The 23,648-nt window shown below is 62.4% G+C and carries 20 protein-coding genes; 8 read left to right on the top strand and 12 right to left on the bottom strand.

The genetic code is table 11. From position 1 onward, the window contains the following. Positions 1 to 29: 29 nt before the first annotated feature. From pheS to infC, 6 genes are all read right to left on the bottom strand, one after another. Positions 30 to 1,085, bottom strand: a complete 1,056-nt coding sequence (gene pheS / locus HMPREF2678_RS01500) for a phenylalanine--tRNA ligase subunit alpha (RefSeq protein ID WP_034973556.1) — start codon at positions 1,083 to 1,085, stop codon at positions 30 to 32. 85 nt (positions 1,086 to 1,170) lie between these two features. Further along, positions 1,171 to 2,031 (bottom strand): TrmH family RNA methyltransferase, encoded by an 861-nt coding sequence (locus HMPREF2678_RS01495; protein ID WP_034993402.1) that lies wholly within the window; start codon positions 2,029 to 2,031, stop codon positions 1,171 to 1,173. A gap of 7 nt (positions 2,032 to 2,038) precedes the next feature. After that, entirely contained in the window at positions 2,039 to 2,794 is a 756-nt protein-coding gene (locus HMPREF2678_RS01490) for a hypothetical protein (protein WP_246817856.1), read from the bottom strand. A 136-nt stretch (positions 2,795 to 2,930) separates the two neighbouring features. After that, the gene (gene rplT, locus HMPREF2678_RS01485) at positions 2,931 to 3,314 is read right to left on the bottom strand and encodes a 50S ribosomal protein L20 (protein ID WP_011273437.1); all 384 of its coding nucleotides are present in this window, start codon (positions 3,312 to 3,314) and stop codon (positions 2,931 to 2,933) included. Between the two features lie 112 nt (positions 3,315 to 3,426). Then, on the bottom strand, positions 3,427 to 3,621 hold the full coding sequence (rpmI, locus tag HMPREF2678_RS01480) for a 50S ribosomal protein L35 (RefSeq protein WP_005295736.1): 195 nt from the start codon (positions 3,619 to 3,621) through the stop codon (positions 3,427 to 3,429). A 32-nt stretch (positions 3,622 to 3,653) separates the two neighbouring features. After that, the gene (gene infC, locus HMPREF2678_RS01475; RefSeq protein WP_080716109.1) at positions 3,654 to 4,175 is read right to left on the bottom strand and encodes a translation initiation factor IF-3; all 522 of its coding nucleotides are present in this window, start codon (positions 4,173 to 4,175) and stop codon (positions 3,654 to 3,656) included. Positions 4,176 to 4,909: 734 nt separating this feature from the next. Here infC and HMPREF2678_RS01470 point away from each other — a divergent pair. Then, positions 4,910 to 6,766, top strand: a complete 1,857-nt coding sequence (locus HMPREF2678_RS01470) for a DUF2339 domain-containing protein (RefSeq protein WP_230580374.1) — start codon at positions 4,910 to 4,912, stop codon at positions 6,764 to 6,766. On the opposite strand, the gene uvrA is transcribed toward HMPREF2678_RS01470, so the two are convergent. Continuing rightward, complete coding sequence (gene uvrA, locus HMPREF2678_RS01465; protein ID WP_070550588.1) at positions 6,745 to 9,591, bottom strand: excinuclease ABC subunit UvrA; 2,847 nt, start codon at positions 9,589 to 9,591, stop codon at positions 6,745 to 6,747. The two genes, HMPREF2678_RS01470 and uvrA, sit on opposite strands and share 22 nt — an antisense overlap. Before the next feature lie 72 nt (positions 9,592 to 9,663). Between uvrA and HMPREF2678_RS01460 the strand changes: the two genes are divergently transcribed. From HMPREF2678_RS01460 to HMPREF2678_RS01450, 3 genes are all read left to right on the top strand, one after another. Beyond that, a complete protein-coding gene (locus HMPREF2678_RS01460; RefSeq protein WP_070550587.1) occupies positions 9,664 to 10,377 on the top strand; it encodes an MBL fold metallo-hydrolase in 714 nt (237 codons plus the stop codon). Positions 10,378 to 10,506: 129 nt separating this feature from the next. Beyond that, positions 10,507 to 11,358: a DoxX family protein gene (locus HMPREF2678_RS01455; protein WP_034975813.1), complete on the top strand. Its 852-nt coding sequence runs from the start codon at positions 10,507 to 10,509 to the stop codon at positions 11,356 to 11,358. A 132-nt stretch (positions 11,359 to 11,490) separates the two neighbouring features. Then, positions 11,491 to 13,788: a HelD family protein gene (locus HMPREF2678_RS01450; protein ID WP_070550586.1), complete on the top strand. Its 2,298-nt coding sequence runs from the start codon at positions 11,491 to 11,493 to the stop codon at positions 13,786 to 13,788. Here the strand turns inward: HMPREF2678_RS01450 and HMPREF2678_RS01445 are convergent. Together HMPREF2678_RS01445 and uvrB are read right to left on the bottom strand one after the other, a co-directional pair. Then, positions 13,785 to 14,219, bottom strand: a complete 435-nt coding sequence (locus tag HMPREF2678_RS01445) for a universal stress protein (RefSeq protein WP_034966036.1) — start codon at positions 14,217 to 14,219, stop codon at positions 13,785 to 13,787. The two genes, HMPREF2678_RS01450 and HMPREF2678_RS01445, sit on opposite strands and share 4 nt — an antisense overlap. A 10-nt stretch (positions 14,220 to 14,229) precedes the next feature. Then, on the bottom strand, positions 14,230 to 16,377 hold the full coding sequence (gene uvrB / locus HMPREF2678_RS01440; RefSeq protein ID WP_070550585.1) for an excinuclease ABC subunit UvrB: 2,148 nt from the start codon (positions 16,375 to 16,377) through the stop codon (positions 14,230 to 14,232). 86 nt (positions 16,378 to 16,463) lie between these two features. On the opposite strand from uvrB, the gene HMPREF2678_RS01435 reads away from it, so the two are divergent. Beyond that, positions 16,464 to 17,396 (top strand): YdcF family protein, encoded by a 933-nt coding sequence (locus HMPREF2678_RS01435; protein ID WP_070550584.1) that lies wholly within the window; start codon positions 16,464 to 16,466, stop codon positions 17,394 to 17,396. Between the two features lie 4 nt (positions 17,397 to 17,400). Here HMPREF2678_RS01435 and coaE read toward each other — a convergent pair whose 3' ends face one another. Beyond that, on the bottom strand, positions 17,401 to 17,985 hold the full coding sequence (gene coaE, locus HMPREF2678_RS01430; RefSeq protein ID WP_035008683.1) for a dephospho-CoA kinase: 585 nt from the start codon (positions 17,983 to 17,985) through the stop codon (positions 17,401 to 17,403). Between the two features lie 16 nt (positions 17,986 to 18,001). After that, positions 18,002 to 18,349: a hypothetical protein gene (locus tag HMPREF2678_RS01425; RefSeq protein ID WP_070550583.1), complete on the bottom strand. Its 348-nt coding sequence runs from the start codon at positions 18,347 to 18,349 to the stop codon at positions 18,002 to 18,004. Positions 18,350 to 18,410: 61 nt separating this feature from the next. Between HMPREF2678_RS01425 and HMPREF2678_RS01420 the strand changes: the two genes are divergently transcribed. Beyond that, complete coding sequence (locus HMPREF2678_RS01420; protein ID WP_034966127.1) at positions 18,411 to 19,658, top strand: DUF4185 domain-containing protein; 1,248 nt, start codon at positions 18,411 to 18,413, stop codon at positions 19,656 to 19,658. Positions 19,659 to 19,721: 63 nt separating this feature from the next. Here the strand turns inward: HMPREF2678_RS01420 and HMPREF2678_RS01415 are convergent, their stop codons facing one another. Further along, positions 19,722 to 21,038, bottom strand: a complete 1,317-nt coding sequence (locus HMPREF2678_RS01415; protein WP_034966024.1) for an acetyl-CoA C-acetyltransferase — start codon at positions 21,036 to 21,038, stop codon at positions 19,722 to 19,724. Positions 21,039 to 21,266: 228 nt separating this feature from the next. Between HMPREF2678_RS01415 and HMPREF2678_RS01410 the strand changes: the two genes are divergently transcribed. Both HMPREF2678_RS01410 and HMPREF2678_RS01405 read left to right on the top strand, forming a co-directional pair. Beyond that, the gene (locus HMPREF2678_RS01410; protein WP_034971558.1) at positions 21,267 to 22,613 is read left to right on the top strand and encodes a 3-oxoacyl-ACP reductase; all 1,347 of its coding nucleotides are present in this window, start codon (positions 21,267 to 21,269) and stop codon (positions 22,611 to 22,613) included. 44 nt (positions 22,614 to 22,657) lie between these two features. Further along, the gene (locus tag HMPREF2678_RS01405) at positions 22,658 to 23,587 is read left to right on the top strand and encodes a MaoC family dehydratase (RefSeq protein WP_246817855.1); all 930 of its coding nucleotides are present in this window, start codon (positions 22,658 to 22,660) and stop codon (positions 23,585 to 23,587) included. Positions 23,588 to 23,648: the final 61 nt, after the last annotated feature.

The following is a 23,648-nucleotide window of genomic DNA, read 5'->3' as shown; positions in this document are numbered from 1 at the left end:
GGGGTTGTCTAAGTTCTAACCGCGTAGTTTTAACCGCGTACGCCGAACGGCAGGGTGAAGCGAACATCGCCCTCCACCATGTCGCGCATGTCGGGCAGGCCATTGCGGAACTGCAGGGTGCGTTCGATGCCCATGCCGAAGGCAAAACCGGAGTAAACCTCCGGATCCACGCCCGCGGCGATCAGGACGTTGGGGTTGACCATGCCGCAGCCGCCCCACTCGATCCAGCCTGCGCCGCCCTTCTTGTCTGCGAACCAAACATCGACCTCGGCGGAGGGCTCGGTGAATGGGAAGTAGTTCGGGCGGATGCGGGTCTTGGCTTCCTCGCCGAACAGGGTCTTGGCCAGGTGATCCAGCGTGCCCTTCAGGTGTGCCATCGTCAGACCCTTATCCACAGCCAGGCCTTCGACCTGGTGGAACACCGGAGTGTGGGTGGCGTCCAGCTCATCGGTGCGGAACACACGGCCAGGGCAAGCAATATAGATCGGCAGGTCGCGGGAAAGCATCGTGCGCATCTGCACCGGGGAAGTGTGGGTGCGCAGCACCTGGCCGGAACCCTCCGGAGCGATGTGGAAGGTATCCTGCAGCGTGCGCGCGGGGTGGTCCGGGATGAAGTTCAGGGAGTCGAAGTTGAAGTATTCGGCCTCGACCTCCGGGCCGTCCGCAATCTCCCAGCCCATGCCGACGAAAATGTCAGCGATCTGCTCGGACAGAATGGTGATCGGGTGCTGGGCGCCACGCTGCCCGCGGGTGGTCGGCTCGGTGACGTCGATGCGCTCTGCGCGCAGGACCTCCTCATTGCGCTTACGCTCGAGTTCGGCCTTGACCTGGGCGAAGCGCTTCTCGACGCGGCCCCGTGCCATGTTCACCAGGCGACCAGCGTCCTTGCGCTGCTCCTTGGGCAGGCTGCCCAGGCTGCGGCGGGCGGCCGGGATGGGGGCATCGTCGCCGAGGTGTTCGCGGCGGGCGACTGCCAGTTCCTCCAGATTTGCAGCTTCGGCGAAGGCTTTCTCAGCTGCGTCAGCGGCTGCGCTCAGCCCCTGCTCCGAAAGCTCTACCTGGGGAGTATCCGCGGAATCCGTCACTTGTGTGCGCTCCTCTATCTACGTGCACGGCTTAACCTGGTCAATAATACCCGGCGGGGATCATGGTGCGCCGAGTCGGGGGATATCAGTCCCCGGCTGACCCGTCTTCGGTAGCGCCGCGCGCCGCTGCCTGGGCACGCGCCGATTCATACATACAGATGGATGCGGCGGTCGCAAGGTTGAGTGATTCCGCGCGCCCGCGGATGGGGATGGAAACCCGCAGATCTGCCTCGGCGAGCAGCTCCTCCCCCAGTCCGTGGGCCTCGTTGCCGAACAGCCATGCGGTCGGCTTCGTAAGGATCTCCCCCGCGTCATCCAAGCTGACCTCACCGTCGGCTGCGGTGGCGACGATCTGCAGCCCCTGAGCGCGTAGCTGCCCCAGCACGTCCTTCACGTTGGTGGAACGCGCCACCGGCACGTGGAACAGCGACCCCGCAGAAGCACGTGCGGCCTTGCACGATTGCGGATCCGCGGTCTCGCCAGCGAACACCACGGCATCGGCGCCCATCGCATCGGCAACACGAATAAGGGTGCCTGCATTGCCGGGGTCGTTGGTTTCCACTGGGACGCTCACTAGCTGGGGCTGCGGCGTCAATGCCTTACCGACAGACCACAGGACAGGCTTGCATACGGCGAACAAGCCTGTGGTCGTGGCGGTATCAGAAAGGTGTTTGGCGGCTCTGTCGTTGATGTAGTGGACGAAGACGTTGAGGTAGCCGGCTGTGCGGATGATCGGCTCGAAGCGTTCTGCGGCTGCCGGCGTGACGAAGACGTCCGTGGCGCTGCCGGTGGCGATAGCGGCCTCGACGCTGTTTTCCCCCTCCACGAGGAAAACCCCCGCCTTCTTGCGCGCAGCCGCCCGGTGAAGTTTGGCGGCGTTGACGACGCGGGGGGTTCTTTCGGTGAAAAGGTCTTGTGCATCCTGCGGGCTCATAACCCACAGCATAATTGACCTACTTTTCGAACAGAGTCACTTGCTCCTCTTCCGTCGTGGTCACGCCGTTCTCGGTGCGGGTACGGGTCATGGTGCCGCCACCGCCTTCCTTGCCAACCTCAACGAGGAACTGCCCATCTACCCGGAGCTGTCCGCCATCTACCCGCACAGTGATCGGTTCTTCCTGGTTACCGGGCAGCATCGCCAAGCGAATGGAAACCGACCCGACCGGGAACGTGACCTTCGTACGTCCACTATCAACCTCGGCCTTCTTGGGGTCTGGCTTGGCTGTCATTGCACCTTGCCCATCGGTGAAACGCCACAGCACGTCGAGCGTCGTGTTAATGCCAACGATCAAGGCACCGGTATCTTCCTTAGACATGTCATCAGCACCGTCGACGCGATCCCGGAAGCCATAGACCTTATCGGCCGCTTCGATGGCGGTGTCTTTTTCTTCGTCGCTTAAGTCATTGAAGCTTTCGACGGAATTGACGCGCTTGAGCAGGCGCTTCTCCTCGTCAGGCAGCTTATCGATGGTGTCTACCAAGGACGTGTCAAAGACGGCATTAAAGAAATCCTCGACGGTTTTCGCCGCCTTTTCGGCGAAGTCTTCCTCCGACATATCGGCGTAAGAAAAGTCCTCGCCGGCCTTTTCCGAGGCTTCCTGCATAGCCTTTTCGGCGTCTTCGTTTGTGCTCATATTGCAGGCGGTCAAGGTACCGGTGAGCGAAAAGGCCAACAGTAGTGTCACTGCCCGGCGGGTGTAATCCTTCATTGCGGTCTCTCCTCGAAAAAGGCTGGCTAGCTTTCATTCAACCTAGCAGCCCTCAAAGCACAAAGAACCCCATCCGGGAAACCTTTCAGTTCAGGTTCCCCGGATGGGGTTTGCGTTACGCGCTACAAAGCTAGCTTTAGGAAGCAGCCGGTGCGTTAACGTCCTCCGGCAGGGCAGCCTTGGCAGCCTCGCACAGAGCGGTGAATGCGTCGAAGTCGTTGACGGCCAGCTCGGCCAGGTTCTTACGGTCGACCTCGATCTCAGCCAGACGCAGGCCCTGGATCAGGCGGTTGTAGGTCATGCCGTTCTGGCGTGCACCAGCGTTGATGCGCTGGATCCACAGCTTGCGGAACTCGTTCTTGCGGGCCTTGCGGTCGCGGAACTCGTAGGTCTTGGAGTGGAGCATCTGCTCCTTTGCCTTGCGGTACAGGCGGGAGCGCTGACCACGGTAGCCCTTAGCGGACTTCAGTACTTCGCGACGCTTCTTCTTGGCGTTCACTGAGCGCTTGACACGTGCCACGGTGATACTTCCTTTTCTTTAAGTGTGCGCGCCTCAGATGGGCACCTTCTATAGGTGCTGGAATTACTCGATGACGCGGTTAGGTGAATAGGGGTGGAAAGGCGGGCTTTAGTTATGCCTTGCCCAGCAGACGCTTCATGCGCTTGACATCGGCCGGAGCGACGTCCTCGGTGCCCTTCAGGCGACGGGTGCGCTTGGAGGGCTTGCCCTCCAACAGGTGGCGGCGGTTAGCCTGCTCGCGACGCAGCTTGCCGGAACCGGAGATCTTGATGCGCTTTGCGGCACCCTTGTGAGTCTTCTGCTTCATTGGTGAAAAACCTCTAACAACTAGTTCTGTTACTACTTCTTGCCCTTGCGGATCGGGCCCAGCACCATGGTCATGTTGCGGCCGTCCTGCTTGGCGCGGGTCTCAACTACGCCGTATTCCTCAACGTCGTTAGCCAGTCGCTCAAGCAGTCGGAACCCGAGCTCCGGTCGGGACTGCTCACGCCCGCGGAACATGATCGTGACCTTGACCTTGGAGCCCTTTTCCAGGAAACGAATGACGTTGCCCTTCTTGGTCTCGTAGTCGTGGTCGTCGATCTTCGGACGGAACTTCTGTTCCTTCACCACGGTCTGCTGCTGGTTCTTACGAGCTTCGCGAGCCTTCTGGGCCTGCTCGTACTTGAACTTGCCGAAGTCCATGATCTTTGCCACGGGTGGCTTGGCGTTCGGTGCAACCTCTACAAGGTCGAGGTCAGCTTCATAGGCCAGCTTTCGCGCATCGTCCGTCTTGACGATACCGACCTGTTCGCCGCCTGGACCGACGAGTCGGACCTCAGGGACTCGAATACGGTCGTTGATGCGAGCTTCTGCGCTAATGTGAACTCCTCAGTAGCAGTTTGGTTAATGTCTTACCGACCCCTGCAGTACTGAAGATCCCCCTATTCCCCCACAGTCACAGCCATAACGCACAAGCGGGAACATTCACCGATCACTGTGCATTGCACTGTCGGATTCTTGCACCCCATCTGCGTCTTGGCCACGACCCGAGTCCAACCGTGTTGGCGGTCTCTAGGTGGGAGAAGGAATCTCCACTTGCAGCCCGTTTCCATTTCATAAAGCCAAAGCCTTATTGGATGGAACGAGACGGTAGTGGTTGGAAGTATAACAAGTGTCCAAGCGATATCCAAAAATGGCTAACGCCGCGTCTCCGAGACCGAACAAGAATAAACTTTTGCCTTATGAATAAGCCTCTTAACGGACCCACTGAGCCCACTAACGATCTGATCAAGCGCATTGATGATCTTGCTCGTTCGCAGATGCAAGCCCAGTCGCAGATGTTTAGTATTTTGCGCGAGGTCGCTGTTAATCAACAAAAGCTCTCTTTGGCGCAGCAGCCCAGGGCTTCTTCGGTAGTGACGCCGCCAGCCTCATCTCCCCCACACTCCAGCCAGGAGGTTAAGGCTCCCCCGTCACAGCCCGCCCAGCCCCAGCAGCCAGCGCGACCACAGCAGGCGCAACCTACTCAGCCACAGCGGCCTCAGGTGCCGCAAACGCAGCAGTCACAACCCACTGCGGCACAGCGCCAACCCACTGCGGTGCAACGTCAACCCGTGGCGCCCGTTCAGCCGCCCCGTCATCAGAATCAGGAACCACAGAAGCAGCCACAGCAGCGACAATCGCCGCTGCCTAAATTCCCCGCAGCGCAGCGTCAACAAGCAGCGCGGTCGAAGCCAGCTACTCCGAACAGGCTCCAGCAGTGGTGGGAGAAGGAAGACCTGGTTACGCGCCTGCTGGCGATCATTGGCGGTTCCATTACCGTCGTGGGTCTGACCTTCCTGGCGCTACTGGCTTATGCGTCTGGGTTCCTGAGCCCGACGGGCGCCGTCATCCTCGCAGCAGTGCTGTGTGGTGGTTTGGCAGTCACGGCCACAGTCGTAAACAAGCGCCAGCCGAATGGCGTGAGTGCCGCAGCACTTCTGATAGTTGCCACGTTAGGCGGGCTCGCGGACCTGTGGGTCGCGGTATTCAAGATGGGCTGGTTCAGCGAGGCAGTGGGCAGTGTACTGACGGTGGTCATTTGTGCCGGATCGTTGGGCTTGGCCTACGCGTGGAAGAAGGAGATCCTCGCTTCCATTGTCACTGCGTTTGCACCCCTGTTCATCGTTCCTGTAGCAGCGAGCTTCCTGTCGATGTTCCCCTCCGACAACCCGGTGCAAAGGGAAATCCACACTGGCTACTTCGCCGGCAGCCTGCTAGCAGCCGCGATCTGTGGCTTCGCGGCCCGCTGGGGTCGCCCCTGGTTCAAACTGCAGGTCACCGCCACTGTTACCTACATCATTGCAATGCTCATGGCCTCCCCCTTCGCGGTATCCACCTTCTTGATGGGCGTGGTGAGCTTCGCGATCCTGGCTATCCTCAGCTTCGTCCCGCCATGGGCATCGCGTCAGCTGCACGTCGGCAGCGTCCTTGCGGTAGTGGTCGTTCCTGCCGCGCTGCTGTGTGTCCACGATTCCTGGGTGAGCCCGGCGTTTATCGCCCTGGCGACTGCCTGCTCCTTCTTGATCGCCCGGGCCAACGGTGGCATGTACAAGGTGGACTTCCAGGTGGATGGGAATGCTCCGCTACCTCCACAGGTGGCCAGCGCCTTCACGTTCACGATCTCCGCAGGGACGTTGCCCATCATCTTCATCATCCGGTTCTTCCGCTGGCATGCCCTCGATGGAGAGGTACAAAAGCACCTCGATAACTTCCCCTACTTCGGATACTGGAGCATTGGCATCGCGGTGGCGTTGCTGGTCTTCACTGCTGCCATTGTGTGGGGCCTGCCGAAAATGCCACGGTCCGTTGCCTGGATTTCCCTCATCTGCTCTTTCCTTGCTGTGTTCACCTATGCCCCGTTCAGCTGGGTTAACTCGAGGGCTATGGAAATCCCTGATTCCGCGATCGTGCTAGTGATGAGCCTTCTGCTTTCCGTGGCGTTGGCATACCGCCACCAACACCTGTTCGATGCTGAAATCAGGGGGATTGCCGGCCGCGAAGTTCCCGGCAGCCAGGCCAATACGGAGGTTGCGAAGCTGCTTATCGGCATTGTGACTCTCGTGCTCGCTTCCTCTGCAATCCCGGCCGTAGCCATGGCGATTTCCGCCACGAAGCTTTCGTTCATGGTGGCGCACGTGCTGATCTCCGTCAGCTGGATGCTGGGCGCGGTGTACCTACTGCACCGCAACAACTCCAAGCCCGGATTGCTGCTGGCCATCATTGCAACTGCGAAGCTAGTTTTCTACGACCTGTCCGTCCTGGGCGGCCTTGTCCAAGCACTGGCGTTCCTGATCTGTGGCATGGTGCTGCTGGTCGCCGCCGTCACACGTGAGAAGCCGAACAAGAGCACCGCTGTCGGTCCGCCGAACCCACTGCAGCAATCGGTACAGCCGCAGCCGCCGCAGAATCAGAGCATCGACCGCAAGTAACGGCCAGTGTGGGAGGCCTCCACCTCCGCAACCTGCTCCGGGGTGCCCTCGGCCACGACGGTGCCACCGCCGGAGCCGCCCTCCGGGCCCATGTCCACGATCCAGTCGGCGGCCTTAATGACATCCAGGTTGTGCTCAATAATGAACACGCTGTTGCCCTTGTCCACCAGTCCCTGGATCACCAGCATGAGTTTGCGGATGTCCTCGAAGTGTAGGCCCGTGGTCGGCTCGTCCAGGATGTACACCGTCCGGCCGTTGGAGCGCTTCTGCAGCTCGGCAGCCAGCTTCACGCGCTGAGCCTCGCCACCCGATAGCGTGGTTGCCGCCTGGCCCAGGCGCACATACCCCAGGCCGACGTCGACCAGAGTGTTCAGATAGCGGGAAATGGAAGTCACCGGCTCGAAGAACTCTGCAGCCTCCGAGATCGGCATATCCAGTACTTCGGCGATGGACTTGCCCTTGTAGTGAACCTCCAGGGTCTCGCGGTTGTAACGAGCGCCGTTGCAGACCTCGCAGGGCACGTACACGTCGGGCAGGAAGTTCATCTCGATCTTCAGGGTGCCATCGCCATGGCAGGCCTCACAGCGCCCGCCCTTAACGTTGAACGAGAAGCGCCCCGCGGTGTAGCCACGCACCTTCGCCTCCGTCGTCTCAGCGAAGAGCTTGCGGATCTTGTCGAACACACCCGTGTACGTCGCGGGGTTCGACCGCGGAGTGCGGCCGATCGGACTCTGGTCTACCTGCACCAGCTTGTCCAGGTGCTCCATTCCAGTGATCTTCTTGTGGTGCCCCGGCACCTGGCGTGCCTTGTTCAGGGTATTGCCCAGGGACTTCGCAACGATGCCGTTGATCAGGGAGGACTTGCCCGATCCAGATACGCCAGTCACACAGGTCAATACGCCCAGCGGCAGCGTGACGTCCACGTTCTTCAAGTTGTTTTCCTGTGCTCCGTGAACCTTCAGCACCCGGTCCTTATCGATCGGGCGGCGCTTATCCGGCACTGCCAGTACTCGCTGGCCGGAAAGGTATTGGCCGGTCAACGATTCTTCGACCTTGAAGATGCCTTCCGGCTCGCCTTGATAGACGATCTCGCCACCGTACTCGCCGGCGCGCGGCCCGATATCCACCAGCCAGTCAGCGGTACGAATCGTGTCCTCGTCGTGCTCCACCACAATCAGGGTGTTGCCCAGATCCCGCAGGTGCTGCAAGGTGCGGATAAGGCGCTCGTTGTCGCGCTGATGCAGGCCGATCGACGGCTCATCTAGCACGTACAGCACGCCCGCCAGGCCGGAACCAATCTGCGTGGCCAGGCGGATGCGCTGGGCCTCACCGCCGGAGAGTGTGCCCGCGGAGCGGGACATCGACAAGTAGTTCAGCCCGACGTCCAGAAGGAATTTCAGGCGCGCCTGAATCTCCCGCAGAACCGCCCCGGCAATCATCTCCTCCCGCTTGGTTAGAGATAGGTTGTCGAGGAAGCTGCTGGCGTCCGCAATAGAAAGATCAGAAACCTCGGCGATAGACAGTTCCCGATCGCCCGAGGCGATGGTTACGGCGAGGACCTCCGGCTTCAGGCGCGTGCCGTTACACGTCGGGCAGGCGACTTCGCGCATGTAGCTGCGGTAACGATCCTTGGACCAATCGGAATCGGTCTGGTCGAGCTTGCGCTTCAGGAAGGGCATCACGCCCTCGAAAGGCGCGTTGTAGTTGCGGGAACGGCCGTAGCGGTTGCGGTAGCTGACCTTGATCTGCGTCTTGTGGCCGTTCAGGATGGCCTTGCGGTGGGTTGCCTTCAGGTCCTTCCACGGGGACTTCGGGTCGAAGCCCATCGCCTCGCCCAGTGCGTTCACCAGCTTGGTGAAGTACTTGCTGTTCGGGCTAGACGACCACGGCGCGATCGCGTCGACCACGGCTGCGTCCTCGTCCGGGATCACCAGCTTCTCGTCTACCTCCAGGCGCGTGCCCAGGCCGTCACAGGCAGGGCAGGCTCCGTAGGGCGAGTTGAAGGAGAACGTGCGCGGCTCCAGCTCATCCAACTGGATCGCGTGACCATTCGGGCAGGCCATCTTCTCGGAGAAGCGGCGCGTGCGGTGCGGGTCGTCGTCCGGTAGGCCCACGAAGTCCAGAACCACGATCCCGTCGGCCAGCTGCAGGGCGGTCTCGATCGAGTCTGTCAGGCGCTGCTTCTGCGAATCCTTCACCTGCAGACGGTCGACCACCACGTCGATATCGTGCTTGACCTGCTTTTCCAGCGTCGGCGGATCGGACAGCTGGTACACCGCCCCGTCGACCTGCACACGGGAGTAGCCCTGGGCGGCCAGATCCTCGAAAAGATCCACGAACTCGCCCTTGCGGGTGCGCACCACCGGCGCGAGCACCTGGAACTTCAGGCCCTGATCCATCGCCAGAATCTGGTCGACGATCTCCTGCGGAGTTTGCCGCTGGATAACGCCGCCGCATTCCGGACAGTGCGGAATGCCGGTGCGCGCATACAGCAGGCGCAGGTAGTCAAAGATCTCCGTCACCGTGCCGACGGTCGAGCGCGGGTTGCGGTTCGTGGATTTCTGATCGATGGAGACGGCTGGGGAAAGTCCCTCGATCAGTTCCACATCCGGCTTGTCCATCCGCCCCAGGAACATGCGCGCGTAGGAGCTAAGCGATTCGACGTACCTCCGCTGGCCTTCCGCAAAAATCGTATCGAAAGCCAGGGAGGATTTACCCGATCCGGATAGCCCTGTGAACACAATCATCTTGTCGCGGGGCAGGTCGATATCCACGCCCTTCAGGTTGTGTTCGCTAGCGCCACGGACAATCAGTTGATCGGCCACTTTCACTCCTTGTAGTTGATTTATCAACCCTGTCAGTCTACGCCAAACCCGCAACAACGTTAATGTGGTGCCATGCAGCAAGTCACTGAGTTTAGCCATCTTTCCGCACCGCGCGACGTGCAGGTTCTTCGTACTGACGCCCACACGTACGCAGTAACGACCGTGGGTTCTATGGACAACAATTGTTGGTTGCTGTGCCGGGGCGGTGAAGCGCTGCTGGTGGATGCCGCGGATGACGCGGAGCACCTGCTGGGGTTGGCCGAACAGCTGGGTGTGCGCATCACCGATGTGCTGACCACCCACCAGCATGCAGACCACACTCGCGCACTGGCAGACGTGCTGGGGGCGACAGGCGCCCGCCATCACGGGCCGCGCCTGGATGCCGAGGCGCTGCCCGTGGCGCCGGATCGAGTGTATGGAAACGACGACGGGGCGCGGGAAGCGTTGGATCTGGCTGGCGCACAGCTGCCAGGGCTGGGCTTGCAGGTAGTCGAGCTACGGGGTCACACCCCGGGCGGCTTGGCAGTGCTGGATCTTGCAGGGGCGGATGCCGGGCAGAACCTGGCCGCCGGGCGCGTGCCACGAGCGTGGGTGGGCGACAGCGTTTTCCCCGGCGGCGTCGGAAAAACAAATAGCCCCGAGCAATTCCAACAGCTCCTCGGCGACGTCACCGATAGGATCTTCACCCTGCCTGCAGAGACTCGCATTCACCCTGGTCACGGCGATTCTACGACCGTCGGCGAGGAAAAGGGCAAGGTCGATGAGTGGGCAGCGCGAGGTTGGTAAAGACGAAGAGTCGGAGTGTTAGCATCCGCTCGGCGCATCACTAATTCGGGTAGCCTGGGTGATTGTTCGAGCACGACTAATTGCAGTCAAGGGTCGTGCCACCAACTAATGAGGAGTGTGTAGACCCAAATGTTCCGTACCCTTGCTCGCCCGCTGCTGGCTTCCGCTTTCGCTGTCGACGGTGCACAGATGCTGCTGAACAGCAACGAATACGCAGAGGACGCTAAGGCTATCAACGGCACGCTGCGTTCCGTACTGCCACAGGACAAGGCCGGGCTGATCCCCGATGATGCGGAGACCACCGTGCGCGTCGTAGGCACCACCAAGGTCATTGCCTCTGCCCTGCTAGCTACGGGCAAGGCTCCGCGTCTGGCTGCCGCTACCTTGGCCGCCGTGCAGATCCCGACTGCGCTGTCCCGCCACGCTTTCTGGAATGCTTCCAACGGCGCTGAGCGCAAGGAGGAGATCCGCGGCCTGGTTACCGATCTGGCTCTGCTGGGTGGCCTGGTCATCACCTCCGCTGACACGGCCGGCAAGCCGGGCCTGAAGTGGCGCGCCCAGCAGGCACTGCCGGGTAATTCCGAGCAGCAGAAGATGATCGAGAACGCGCAGACGCAGTCCAAGGCGTTCGCCGCCAGCGCCTCCGACCAGGCTCAGGGTTTCTTTGCCAAGACCAAGGAGGTCGCTGGCCAGGTTCAGGAGAAGGTCGCTGATTACGTCGACGAGCACCAGGACGAGTGGAAGGAAACCGCCGAGAACCTGCGCGAGCGCGCAGCAGAGTTCGGCGACCAGGCTTCCGACTACGCACAGTCCGCTGCGGCAAAGGCGCAGGGTGCATGGGAGGACTTCGACGCCGAGGAACTGAAGAAGGACGTCAAGAAGGCCACCAAGAAGTCCCGCAAGCGCGCCCAGAAGGCACAGAAGCAGGCACAGAAGCGAGCAAAGAAGGCGCAAAAGCAGGCACAAAAGCGCTTCAAGTAAGAGCTAAAAACACTTAGAGCCCCTGGTTAGTTCGGCTACCAGGGGTTCTTTGCTATCGAAAGCATCGCGGAGGGAGTAAACTAGCGTGCTCTATCCTTAACGCCCCCACACAGAAGGGACCCCGCACCCACCTTGGCGCCCAACAACGACATCGCCGCCGAGCAAAGTTACCTCGACGAACTCCTAGCCCGGGTAGACCACGCCCGCGAGAAGCTGGAACAGCGGCTCAAGGCTGTCCGCCTGGAGGCCGATATCGACGACCCGCAGGGTCTGATGGTGCGCGACCGCGAGGCTCGCGATATTGCTCAGCGCCTGGATTCCTACTCCGCTGCGGAAGTGGGCCTCATGTTCGGGCGCATCGACGTGGAGGACGCGGAACCGGAAAACCCCGTCCCCGGAAACGAACACCTGGATCGCCGATACATCGGGCGCATCGGCCTGCACGACGACGATGAGCAGATGCGCACCCTCCTAATGGACTGGCGCGCTCCCTTGGCTCGCCCCTTCTACCTGGCCACCACCCTGCACCCCGACGGAGTTCACACCCGGCGCCACATCACTACCCGTGGACGCACGGTGCGCAGCGTGGCAGACGAACAGCTATCCACCGCGGCAGGACCTTCTGAGTCTGTGGGCGCTGGGGCGCGAGGTGGCGTCGCCAAAGAAGAAGCCCTACTCGATGCCGTCAACAGGGCACGCACCGCCTATATGCAGGACATCGTCGAGACCATCGCGGCGGAGCAGGACACAATCATCCGCGCCGAACACCGCGGCGTAACTGTTGTCCAGGGAGCACCCGGAACAGGCAAAACAGCCGTGGCGCTGCACCGCGCTGCTTACCTGCTGTACACGTGGCGTGAACAGCTAGACAACACAGGCGTGCTGATCATCGGACCGAACGACCGCTTCCTTTCCTATATTTCCCAGGTGCTGCCTTCGCTGGGTGAGACCGGCGTGGTGCTGGCGACCCCCGGCACGCTGCTGCCGAACCTGCACACGGTGCCCGAAACGAACCTGCTAGCGCGCGAGGTCAAAGGATCCGAGGAAATGCTGACGATCCTGGCGGATGCGATCAAGTCGTATCAGACCGTGCCGGAAGACAGCATCGACATCAGCATCGACGGGCTCAACGTGCAGCTCACGCCAACCATGGTGCGGGCAGCCCGGGCACGCGCGCGACGATCCCGCAAACCGCACAACCACGCGCGGGCGGCCTTCCTGGACTACGGGCTGAACGCGCTGGCGGACGCGCTAGGCAAGAACATCGGCGCAGACCCTCTGGGTGGGGCGAACCTGCTGAGCAAAGGCGACATCGCCACATTGCGCGAAGAACTCGGAGCGGACCCGACGGTCGTGGATGTCCTTGGGCAGTTCTGGCCCGAGCTGCGCCCCACCCAGGTTTTGGAACGGCTCTATGCGGATCCGGCTGCCATCGCCGTGGACTACGACGAGGACACGTGGCGCGGCCTGGCCACCCACCCCAGCGGCGAATGGACGGATGCCGACGCGCCACTTATCGATGAATTGATCGACATGTTGGGATATGTCTCCGACGAGGAAACCGCCGCCGAAGAACGCGAACAGTGGCTGGAGAAAATCACGGAGGCGCAAGAGGCACTGGACATCTTGACGGGTTCGGCCAGCCAGGATCTGGACGATGGCTTCGCGCCCGAAGTGCTGATGGCCTACGACGTTATCGACGCGGAAACGCTGGCCGCCCGCCAGCAAGTGCGCGACGAGCGCACCACCGCCGAGCGCGCGGCAGCGGATAGCCGGTGGGCGTTCGGGCACGTGATTGTGGACGAGGCCCAAGAGCTCAGCGAAATGGCCTGGCGAATGGTGTTCCGCCGCTCGCCGAACAAGTGGATGACTTTGGTGGGCGATCCCGCGCAGACCGGCAATCCCGGCGGGGTTGATAGTTGGGCGGAGGCTCTATCCCCCTTTGTTGCGGATCGCTGGCAGCTACACCAGTTGACGGTGAACTACCGCACGCCGAAAGACATCGCGGACCTTGCCGCGCCGCTGTTGCACGAGATCGACCCCTCCCAGCCTTCTCCCCTGGCCCTGCGCGAATCGGGCACCGGGGTGCGCTATTTGCCGGTTGAGGGCGCCGAGCTCGGCTCGAAGGTTCAGGCCGCGGTTGAGCAGGCCCGGGAACTCACGGGTGAAGAAGGCCTTATCGGTGTGATCACCACCCGCCCGGAGCCGCTGCAGGCGGCGTTGTCCGAGCCCACAGATGCCTCCGGCGCGGAGGTTGTATTCGTCGACACGGCCGCCGCAAAGGGTCTGGAATTCGACGAAGTTGTGCTGGTCGAGCCCGCGGACATCGTGGAGGCCTCGCCGCAGGGGCTCAACGATCTTTACGTGGCCATGACCCGCGCCACCCAGGGGCTAACGGTCGTCCACGCCCGCGAGCTGCCCTGGAATTAGTCCCTTGTGCCGACGGTGTGGACGATCATCACGTCGCACTCGGCCTGGCGCGCAGCGTCGGCGGGAACGCTGCCCAGCAGACGTCCCGTCAGCGAGTTAATGCCGCGGTTACCCACCACCAGCAGGTCTGCCTCTTCGCTCTTCACAATGCTCATCAGGGCCTCTACCGGGTCGCCTTCCTTCAGCACCGCGCGAACCTTCTTCGCGCCCTCCCCTTCGGCCTCTTTTCTTGCGGACGCCAACACCTCAGCCGCCGACATCTCACCTTCCACAGCAGTGGAATTCTGGGCCGCGTTGTCCGCGTGCTCCCCCACGTAGGCGCTGGCCAACACAAGATCGGCATCCATGGCCGCAGCCACGCCCGCGGCACGCCGCACTGCTAAAAAGGAAGATTCTGACCCATCGGTTCCGACGACGACTGTGCTGTACATAACTCTGATCTTACAACCCAGCCTCGATCATGCCCCGAAGTTCCTTTTTTAGGTCTGCAATTTCATCGCGCAGCCTACCCGCGAGTTCGAACTTCAGCTCCTTCGCCGCCGACTTCATCTGTTCCGTCATCTCCTGGATCAGCTTCTCCAGCTGCGGGCGTGCCATCGGCTCGTCACTGGAGCCACGCACCAGCGCCCAGTCGGCCTCCGGCGATTCGCCTCGCCCGCCGGCGCTGGAATCGGCGCCGGTGCCGCCTGCGGCGTCCCCACCAGACTCCGCTTCGAGCTCCGCAACCTGGTCCAAGATATCGGCGATCTTCTTGCGCAGCGGCTGCGGGTCAATGCCGTGTTCCTCGTTGTAGGCGATCTGCTTGGCGCGGCGGCGTTCGGTCTCGTCGATGGCGTACTGCATGGAGTCCGTGACCTTGTCGGCGTACATGATGACCTCGCCCGAGACGTTACGGGCAGCGCGACCGATGGTCTGGATCAGCGAGCGTTCGGAGCGCAGGAAGCCTTCCTTGTCCGCATCCAGGATCGCGACCAGCGAGACCTCCGGCAGGTCGAGGCCCTCACGCAGCAGGTTGATGCCCACCAGCACATCAAACTCACCGAGGCGCAGCTGGCGGAGCAGCTCCACGCGCTTGAGGGTATCGATGTCGGAGTGCATGTAGCGGACCTTCACGCCGTGTTCCAGCAGGTAATCGGTGAGATCCTCGGCCATGCGCTTGGTCAGGGTGGTCACCAGCACGCGCTCGTTCTTCTCTGTCCGCTGGCGGATCTGTTCGATCAGGTCGTCGATCTGGCCCTCGGTCGGACGCACCTCCACCTTCGGATCCACCAGACCGGTCGGGCGAATGACCTGCTCTACGTACTCGCCCTGAGCGGCAGCGATCTCGTAATCGCCGGGAGTGGCGGACATGTAGACGCACTGACCCTTGCGGTCGTCGAACTCCTCCCACGTCAGCGGGCGGTTGTCCAGCGCGCTGGGCAGACGGAAACCATGCTCCACCAGGTTGCGTTTGCGGGACATGTCGCCTTCGAACATGCCGCCGATCTGTGGAACGGTCACGTGGGACTCGTCGATGATGGTGAGGAAGTCCTCGGGGAAGTAGTCGATCAGGGTGGCGGGCGCGGAACCGGCGGCGCGGCCGTCGATGTGGCGGGAGTAGTTCTCGATGCCGCTGGTGAAGCCCACTTGCTGGATCATCTCCAGGTCGTATTCGGTGCGCATGCGCAGGCGCTGGGCCTCCAGCAGCTTGCCGCGGTTTTCCAGCTCGTCCAGGCGCTGCGCCATTTCCTCCTTGATGGCCTGCATGGCCTTTTCCATGCGTTCCGGGCCTGCCACGTAGTGGGTCGCGGGGAAGATGCGCAGCTCGTCGACCTGGCGAATCACGTCTCCGGTGAGCGGGTGGATGTAGTACAGCGCATCGATATCATCGCCGAAGAACTCCACGCGCACCGCCAGCTCCTCGTAGGCGGGGATGATGTCCACCGTGTCGCCCTTTACGCGGAACGTGCCGCGAGTGAAGGCGACGTCGTTACGGGAGTACTGGATATCCACCAGCAGGCGCAGGAATTGGTCGCGCTCGACCTCCTCGTCGACCTTCAAGACCACCGAGCGGTCCAGGTAGGACTGCGGGGTGCCGAGGCCGTAAATGCAGGAGACCGAGGACACAACCACCACGTCCCGGCGCGACAGCAGCGCGGAGGTCGCAGAGTGGCGCAGGCGCTCCACGTCCTCGTTAATGGACGAGTCCTTCTCGATGTACGTATCCGTCTGCGCGATATACGCCTCCGGTTGGTAGTAGTCGTAATAGGAGACGAAGTATTCCACCGCGTTGTTCGGCAGCAGGCTACGCAGCTCGTTGGCCAACTGGGCGGCCAGGGTTTTATTCGGTGCCATGACCAGGGTGGGGCGCTGCTCCTTTTCGATCAGCCAGGCGGCCGTCGCGGACTTACCCGTACCGGTGGCGCCCATCAGCACCACGTCGCGCTCGCCTCGGTTGAGGCGCTGGTGCAGTTCTTCGATCGCCTTCGGTTGGTCACCGGCGGGTTTGTAATCGCTAATGACCTCGAACTTCCCGCTGGAGCGCTCGACCTCCCCCACGGGACGAAACTCGGAGTAGGACAGTTCGGGACGTTCTGCTGCAAAGGCCATGTGGCCAAGTCTACGTGTCGCCCCGGACACCACCTGCCGCGCTGCCCACCCAGCGCTTTTACTGTGACCGTTCTAAGGTTAATCACATGAAGCTCTTCTCCCGCGGTCGTGCCGCTATCGCCCCTGTCATCGCTCTTTCGCTCTTGGTTACTCCCTCTGCCGTTGCCGCGCCAGCGCCGGCTGTGCCCGCCGTTCCGCCGATCGTTGTCGGTCCCGCGCCGATCGGCCCCAACACCGTCGTTATTCCGGGCGAACTGTTGCCGGTCGGTCCCAGCGGTGCGCGTACTGCTCGCACTGTTGATGACGCCTACTCCGCGGCTGCCATCGCAGCCCAGTATCTGAACCAGGATCCCCGCCCTGCATTGGACCGGCTCTCCCCCGGCCGACGCGCCGAGGTTAGCCACATTCTGAAGGTCTTGGAAGCTCCTGTGAAGGCTCCTGGCAAGGCCACCAATCCGCGGGCAACTGTGGTGGTGCTGGGCAATGGCCTGAACCGGGATGGTTCCGTGCACCCCAACCTTCAGCGTCGCCTGGAGGTCGCCCGCGATTACGCCCGCAAGCACCCGGCTAGCCCCATCATCACCTCTGGCGGCAAGACCGAGCACGGCCACGTGGAGGCCGAGGCGATGAAGAAGTGGCTCGTCCGCGCCGGGATCTCCCCGAAGCGCATCCACGTGGAGGGCAACTCCTGGTCCACTATCAGCAATGCGTGGCACAGTGCCCGCCTTTTCAACAGCATCAACAAAGACATCCGCGGCAGGAAGCTACCGCGCGAGCTGGTGATTGCCACGACTGATAGCCACCTGCACCGGGGTGTCAGCGACTATCTCATCGCGTTTGGCCCGCATACCAGTGTTTATGGCCTGGCTTCCAAGTCCGATCCCGTGCAACAGCGCAACCTGAAAAAGGAGCGCACCTCTCGCTACCGCGACGCGGTCGGGCTGTTCATCTTCCCGGAGACGATCGTGGCCGACGGTCTGCCGCCGATCTTCGGCGCGGGAATCCCCCGGTTCTGGTAAAGCCCTAGAGTCCGCGCCAGAAAGCGTCGACCTGGTCTAGCAGGCTGTCCACACTGCCGGAGTTATCCAGCACCGTGTCGGCCGCGGCCAGGCGGGTTTCCCGATCGATCTGGGCGGCAATGCGGCGCCGAGCATCATCCTCATCCAAACCACGGTGCTGCACGAGCCGCTCGATGCGCAGCTCGTCGGGAGCATCCACCACCAGCACGTGGTCGACCTTGTCCACCTCGCCATTCTCGATGAGCAGTGGCATGTCGTAGACCAGCACTTGCGCGCCGGACTCCCTCCCCTGCCGAAACAGCTCCTCGGTGCGGGCGCGGATGCGCGGATGGGTAATCGCGTTCAGCTTTTCCGTCGCCTCCGGGGTGGCGAAGGCTTGGCGCGCCAGCTCTGCACGGTTCAACGTTCCGTCGGGGTTTAGCACCCCATCAAAAGCATCTGCCAGCTCGGCCAAAGCTGGCTGGCCGGGTTCGACGATCTCGCGCGCCACCAGGTCGGCGTCCACAATAAAAGCACCGTGCTCCGACAACCGCGAAGATACGGTCGACTTGCCGGAGCCGATGCCACCAGTCAGTCCAATTGTGATCATGAGGCCATGCTAGTGCCTACAGCGAGCCGGCCAGAGTGTTTCCGGCCAGACGGCACTGGTAATAGCTGGCGGCGAGGTTGCCGAAATCCACGCGCAGGCCATTGGCCTTGTGGATATCCTGCTCGGCGACAGCGGCATCCCACTGCTTACGGATCTGCTCAATCTGCTGACCCAGCTTCTGGCACGCCTTGGGCACCCGCGAGGAGCTACCCGTGCTACCCGTGGCCGGAGCCTCGACCTCCGGCAGAGGCTGCAGGGTCTCGGGGGCAGAGTCAGCATCCGCAGCATTGGCGATGCCCACCGCGCACGAAAGGCTCAAGCATGTAGCGGCAGCGATGGAAGCAATGCGAGAAAAGTTAGCCATAGTCGAAAATATAGCGAAGCATAGCGGGCAATGCAGGCCAGCGTGTGCGACTATGGTCGACATGCACAAGATTTCCGCCTCTCGCCGTACCCTCGCCTCCACTTTGACCGCCGGAACCATACTGGCGACCGCTACCGCAGTGTCCGCCCTGGCAACAGGCCAGGCCGCCGCGGACCCGTGCTGGACCTACAGCCCCACCCTGAGCGATGGGCTCGCAGCCAGCAGCAGCGGATCGCTGGCGGGCAGCCTCGGCCAGCCGCAGTGGCTCACCGGCAAGCCCGAGGGCATGCCGAAGGTCACCGGCAACACCGAGGCGGTGCACATGCTGACCGGGCGATTCGCCCCAGATCGCACCGACAAAACGGGCTTGAGCTCCACCGACCTGGGCATCATGTGGGATTCCGGGGACGGGCGTGTGCTGGCGGCGTTTGGTGATTCCTTCCGCTGCGGTGCGGGTGACAACGGCTGGCACTCCAACGCTTTGTACGAAACCGATGACATGGATCCCTCCAACGGTATCCACCTGGGCGGGCCGGCAACCGGTGCGCGCTCGGAGGAGTTCCTGCCCGCGTCCTTGAAGATCAGCGGGGTAGAAATGACGGTCATCCCCACCGCCGGCATCGAGGTCGGCGGTGCACAGTACGTGGACTTCATGTCGGTCCGCGATTGGGGCAAGCCCGGCCAGTGGCGCACGAACTACGCCGCAACGGCGAAGTCCACCGACGGCGGAAAGACGTTCTCTGTGGTGCCGGGCTCCTACCGCACGAGCTCGGCGGCCTCCGGTGACGGGCGCCTGCCGGACTTCCCTGCCCACCGACCGGGCGCGGATAACTTCCAGATGACGGCCTTTGTTAAGGCACCAGAAGGTGCAGAGGATGGCTACGTCTATGTCTACGGCACCCCGTCCGGCCGTTCCGGGCAGGCCCGCTTGGCGCGCATCAGCGAAGCTTCGTTCCCGGATTTTAACTCCGCGGAGTACTGGGATGGCAGTGGATGGAGCTCCCGTATGGACTCCGCCAAGCCGGTGTTGGACGGGCGCGTATCCGAGCTATCGGTGCAGTACAACAAGCACCTAGGTAAGTGGCTGGCTCTGTACGAAACCACGCAGGGCATGGTGCTGCGCCAGGCGGATAAACCAGAAGGACCCTGGAGCAGCGCGAAAACGCTGATCTCCAGGGCCCAGGTGCCGGATATCTACGGCGGTTTTATGTACCCGCACCAGACCGATGGGAACCTGTACTGGGTGGCTACCTCATGGCACAGCTACAACGCTGTGGTGTACAAGACTGATCTGGCGAAGGTTTTCTAGCAACCGGCGGCTCGCAGCCGCTGGTCGCTAGAAGCTAGCAGCTAACTAGCCGCTAGCGGCACTTTAGCGCTCGATGATGGCGACGATACCCTGACCACCTGCAGCGCAGATGGAAACCAGGGTGCGGCCGCCGCCGTTTTCCTCCAGCACCTTCGCAGCGGTGGCGATGATGCGACCGCCGGTAGCGGCGAACGGGTGGCCGGCTGCCAGGGAGGAGCCCTTGACGTTCAGCTTCTCGCGATCGATGGCACCCAGGGCGCCGTCCAGGCCTAGGCGCTCGCGGCAGTACTCGTCGGACTCCCACGCCTTCAGGGTGGCGCAGGTCTGGGAAGCGAAGGCCTCGTGGATCTCGTAGAAGTCAAAGTCCTGCAGGGTGAGGTTGTTGCGCTTCAACAGGCGGGCGACCGCGTAGGTCGGGGACATCAGCAGGCCGTCCGGGGTCATGCCGTCGCGACCGTTGATGAAGTCCACGGAAGCGACCTCGGAGTCGACCAGGTAAGCCTTAACCGGGATGTTGTGCTCTGCTGCCCATTCCTCAGAGGAGATCAGGACGGCGGAAGCACCGTCGGTCAGCGGGGTGGAGTTACCGGCGGTCATGGTGGCCTTGGTGCCGTGCTGCTCGGCATCCTTCTTGCCGAAGACCGGCTTCAGCTTGGCCAGCTTCTCCACGTTGGAGTCCGGGCGCAGGTTGGTATCGCGCTGCACGCCCAGGAACGGGGTGATGAGATCCTCAAAGAAGCCCTCGTCGTAGGCCTTGGCCAGCTTCTGGTGAGACTCGGCTGCCAGCTGGTCCTGCTCCTCGCGGCTCAGGCCGAACTCGCGGGCGGTGATGGCCGCGTGGTCGCCCATGGAAAGCCCGGTGCGGGGCTCGCCGTTGCTCGGCTGCTCCGGGGCCAACTGGGACGGGCGGATCTGGCCGACCAGCTTCAGGCGGTCGGTGGTGGTCTTTGCGTTGTTCAGCTTGATCAGGGTCTTGCGCAGCTGATCGTTAACGGCCAGCGGTGCGTCGGAGGTGGTGTCTACGCCGCCGCCGATGCCGGACTCGATGCGCCCCAGGGCGATAGCGTCTGCAACCTGCACCAGGGCAGCCAGGCCGGTGCCGCAGGCCATCTGCAGGTCAAAAGCCGGGGTGGTGGAGGACAGTGCGGAACCGATAACGGTCTCGCGGGTCAGGTTGAAGTCGCGGGAGTGCTTCAGGACGGCACCGGCGACGACCTCGCCCAGTTCTTCGCCCTGCAGGCCGTAGCGAGCCACCAGACCATCGATGGCAGCGGTCAGCATGTCCTGGTTCGACGCATTCGCGTATTCCTTGTTGGAACGGGCGAACGGGATGCGGTTGCCGCCGAGAATGGCGACCTTGCGGGGTGCTCCGTTAGTCATAGTTTTTGTGTCACTCCATCGAAGAATGTGAATTGAAAGAACGTTTTCCTACACGGTGTGCTCGATCACACCGTATGGTTATACATGAGAACATACATTGTCTCGGCAACGCACGTGTACGTATTGCCAACAAGACTCGTATATTTCCCGCTCACTTCCCCGCACCATGCCAGGTATAAGGCACAGTAGGGGCGAGTAAGTAGTTATCAATTTGAGGAGTTAAAGCAAGTGCCTGAAAACCAGGATGCATACCTGAAGTTCATCAACTCGGACCTCGGCAAGAAGATCTCCAAGCAGGCTGGCCTGCCGGTACCGACGAAGCTGCGTCGCTACAAGGAGGGCGAGCCCGCCCTGGACGGCCGTGTCCTGCTGGGCGGTTCCGGTCGCCTGGTCGGCCGCATCGAGGAGCTGCTCGCCGACGACTACAAGGTCTCTACCTCCGCTGGCGATAACAAGTACGCCGGCCTGGTATTCGACGCCACCGGCATCACCAAGCCGGAGGACCTCCGCCAGCTGTACGACTTCTTCCACCCGGTCATGCGTCAGCTGCAGCCTTGCGCCCGCCTGCTTGTCATCGGCACCACCCCGGAGCTGATCGATGACGCTGACGAGCGCATCGCACAGCGCGCCCTGGAGGGCTTCACCCGCTCCGTCGGTAAGGAGCTGCTCCGCGGCGCTACCGTCCAGCTGGTCTACACCGCCCCGGATGCGTCCGCTGATCTGGCTGGTCTGGAGTCCACCCTGCGCTTCGTGCTGTCTGCTAAGTCGGCCTTCGTGGATGCACAGGTTATTCGTGTTGACGCCCAGTCCGCGACCGCCCCGGCAAACTGGGACAAGCCGTCTGAGGGCAAGGTCGCAGTCGTCACCGGTGCTGCCCGCGGCATCGGCGCCACCATCGCAGAGGTGCTGGCTCGCGACGGCGCGAAGGTCATCTGCGTGGACATCCCGCAGGCTGGCGAGGGCCTGACCGAGACCGCCAACAAGGTTGGCGGCACCGCCCTGCCGCTGGACGTCACCGCTGATGATGCTGCCGAGAAGCTGAAGGAGCACGCTGAGGCTCGCCACGGCGGCCCGATCGACATCATCGTCCACAACGCCGGCATCACCCGCGATAAGCTTCTGGCCAACATGGACGAAGGCCGCTGGGATTCCGTCATTGCTGTGAACCTGGTCGCCCCGGTTCGCATCACCGAGAAGCTGCTGGACAACGGCGGCCTGGCCGACAACGGTCGCGTCATCGGTGTGGCCTCCATCGCCGGCATCGCCGGTAACCGTGGCCAGACCAACTACGGCGCTACCAAGGCTGGCGTGATCGGCTTCGTGGATTCCTTCTCCGAGAAGCTGGCTGACCGTGGCATCACCGTCAACGCTGTGGCTCCGGGCTTCATCGAGACCCAAATGACCGCCGCCATCCCGTTCGGCACCCGTGTCGGTGGCCGACTGCTTTCCTCCCTGCAGCAGGGTGGCGAGACCGTGGATGTCGCCGAGACCATCGCCTACTTCGCAGCTCCGGCTTCCCAGGCTGTCACCGGCAACGTTGTCCGCGTGTGTGGCCAGGCAATGCTGGGCGCCTAAGACGAACCCCGTCAAGCGAACTGTAGAGAAAGGAGCCACGACCAGTGGTTGACTACAAGAAGCTGGATTCCATCCCAGTGCTGATGGACGAGTACCGCAACGCCATGAAGGATGTTGTTCCGGGCGTGGGTAGCCCCCGCAGCGCCAAGGAGAATCCGACAACTGCGTTCAAGGTTGAGGGCGTCAAGATCAAGGTGCCAGAACTAGCTGCCTACAACGCGGCAACGGGCCTGCGGCTGCGCAACGAGCTGCCGATCACGTATCCGTACGTGCTGAGCTTCCCGATCGTCATGAAGATCCTGACTGCCTCGGACTCCCCCGTGAACGCCGTGGGCCTGGTGCACCTGACCAACCGCATCGAGCAGACCCGCGACCTGACTGTGGATGACGTGCTGGATATCCGCGTGCACGCGGAGAACCTGCGCCCGCACACCAAGGGCGTGCTGCTGGATGTCGTCACCGTCGTCTCCGTCGAAGGCGAGGACGTGTGGAAGCAGACCAGCGGCTTCCTGTCTAAGGGTGCGAAGCTGTCCAGCTCCTCGCCCTACAAGGACGAGCAGCCGACCGATGGCCGCATTCTAGAGCCCGTCGCGTTCGATGAGTACGACGCAACCCCGACCGCGAAATACCGCGTAACCCCGGCGGATATTCAGGAGTATGCGCAGGCTTCGGGCGACAAGAACCCGATCCACGTCTCCGGCATTGGTGCGAAGGCATTCGGCTTCCCGGCCGTCATCGCGCACGGCATGTGGTCCGCTGCCACGATGCTGCGTGGCCTGGAAGGCGTGCTGCCGTCCGCCGCGCGCTTCAGCGTGGAGTTCGCCAAGCCGGTAACTCTGCCGGCCACCGTGGCATTCTTCGCCGAGGCTGCGGGCGACAAGGCCTACCCGCGCCCCAGCGAGTGGGATCTGCAGCTGCGCAAGGCTTCCAACCTGAAGACTCTGCACGCAGTGGGCAAGGTCGAGAGAATCTAGCCAACATCTAGCCAACGTCTAGCCGACGTCTGTTATGTCCATAGGGTTTTTGGACATGGAG

It is taken from the genome of Corynebacterium sp. HMSC058E07, from assembly GCF_001809885.1.
Taxonomy (GTDB): Bacteria; Actinomycetota; Actinomycetes; order Mycobacteriales; family Mycobacteriaceae; genus Corynebacterium; species Corynebacterium macclintockiae.
The sequence above is the reverse complement of the archived record's forward strand: the minus strand, read 5'-3'. Positions and strand labels throughout refer to the sequence as shown.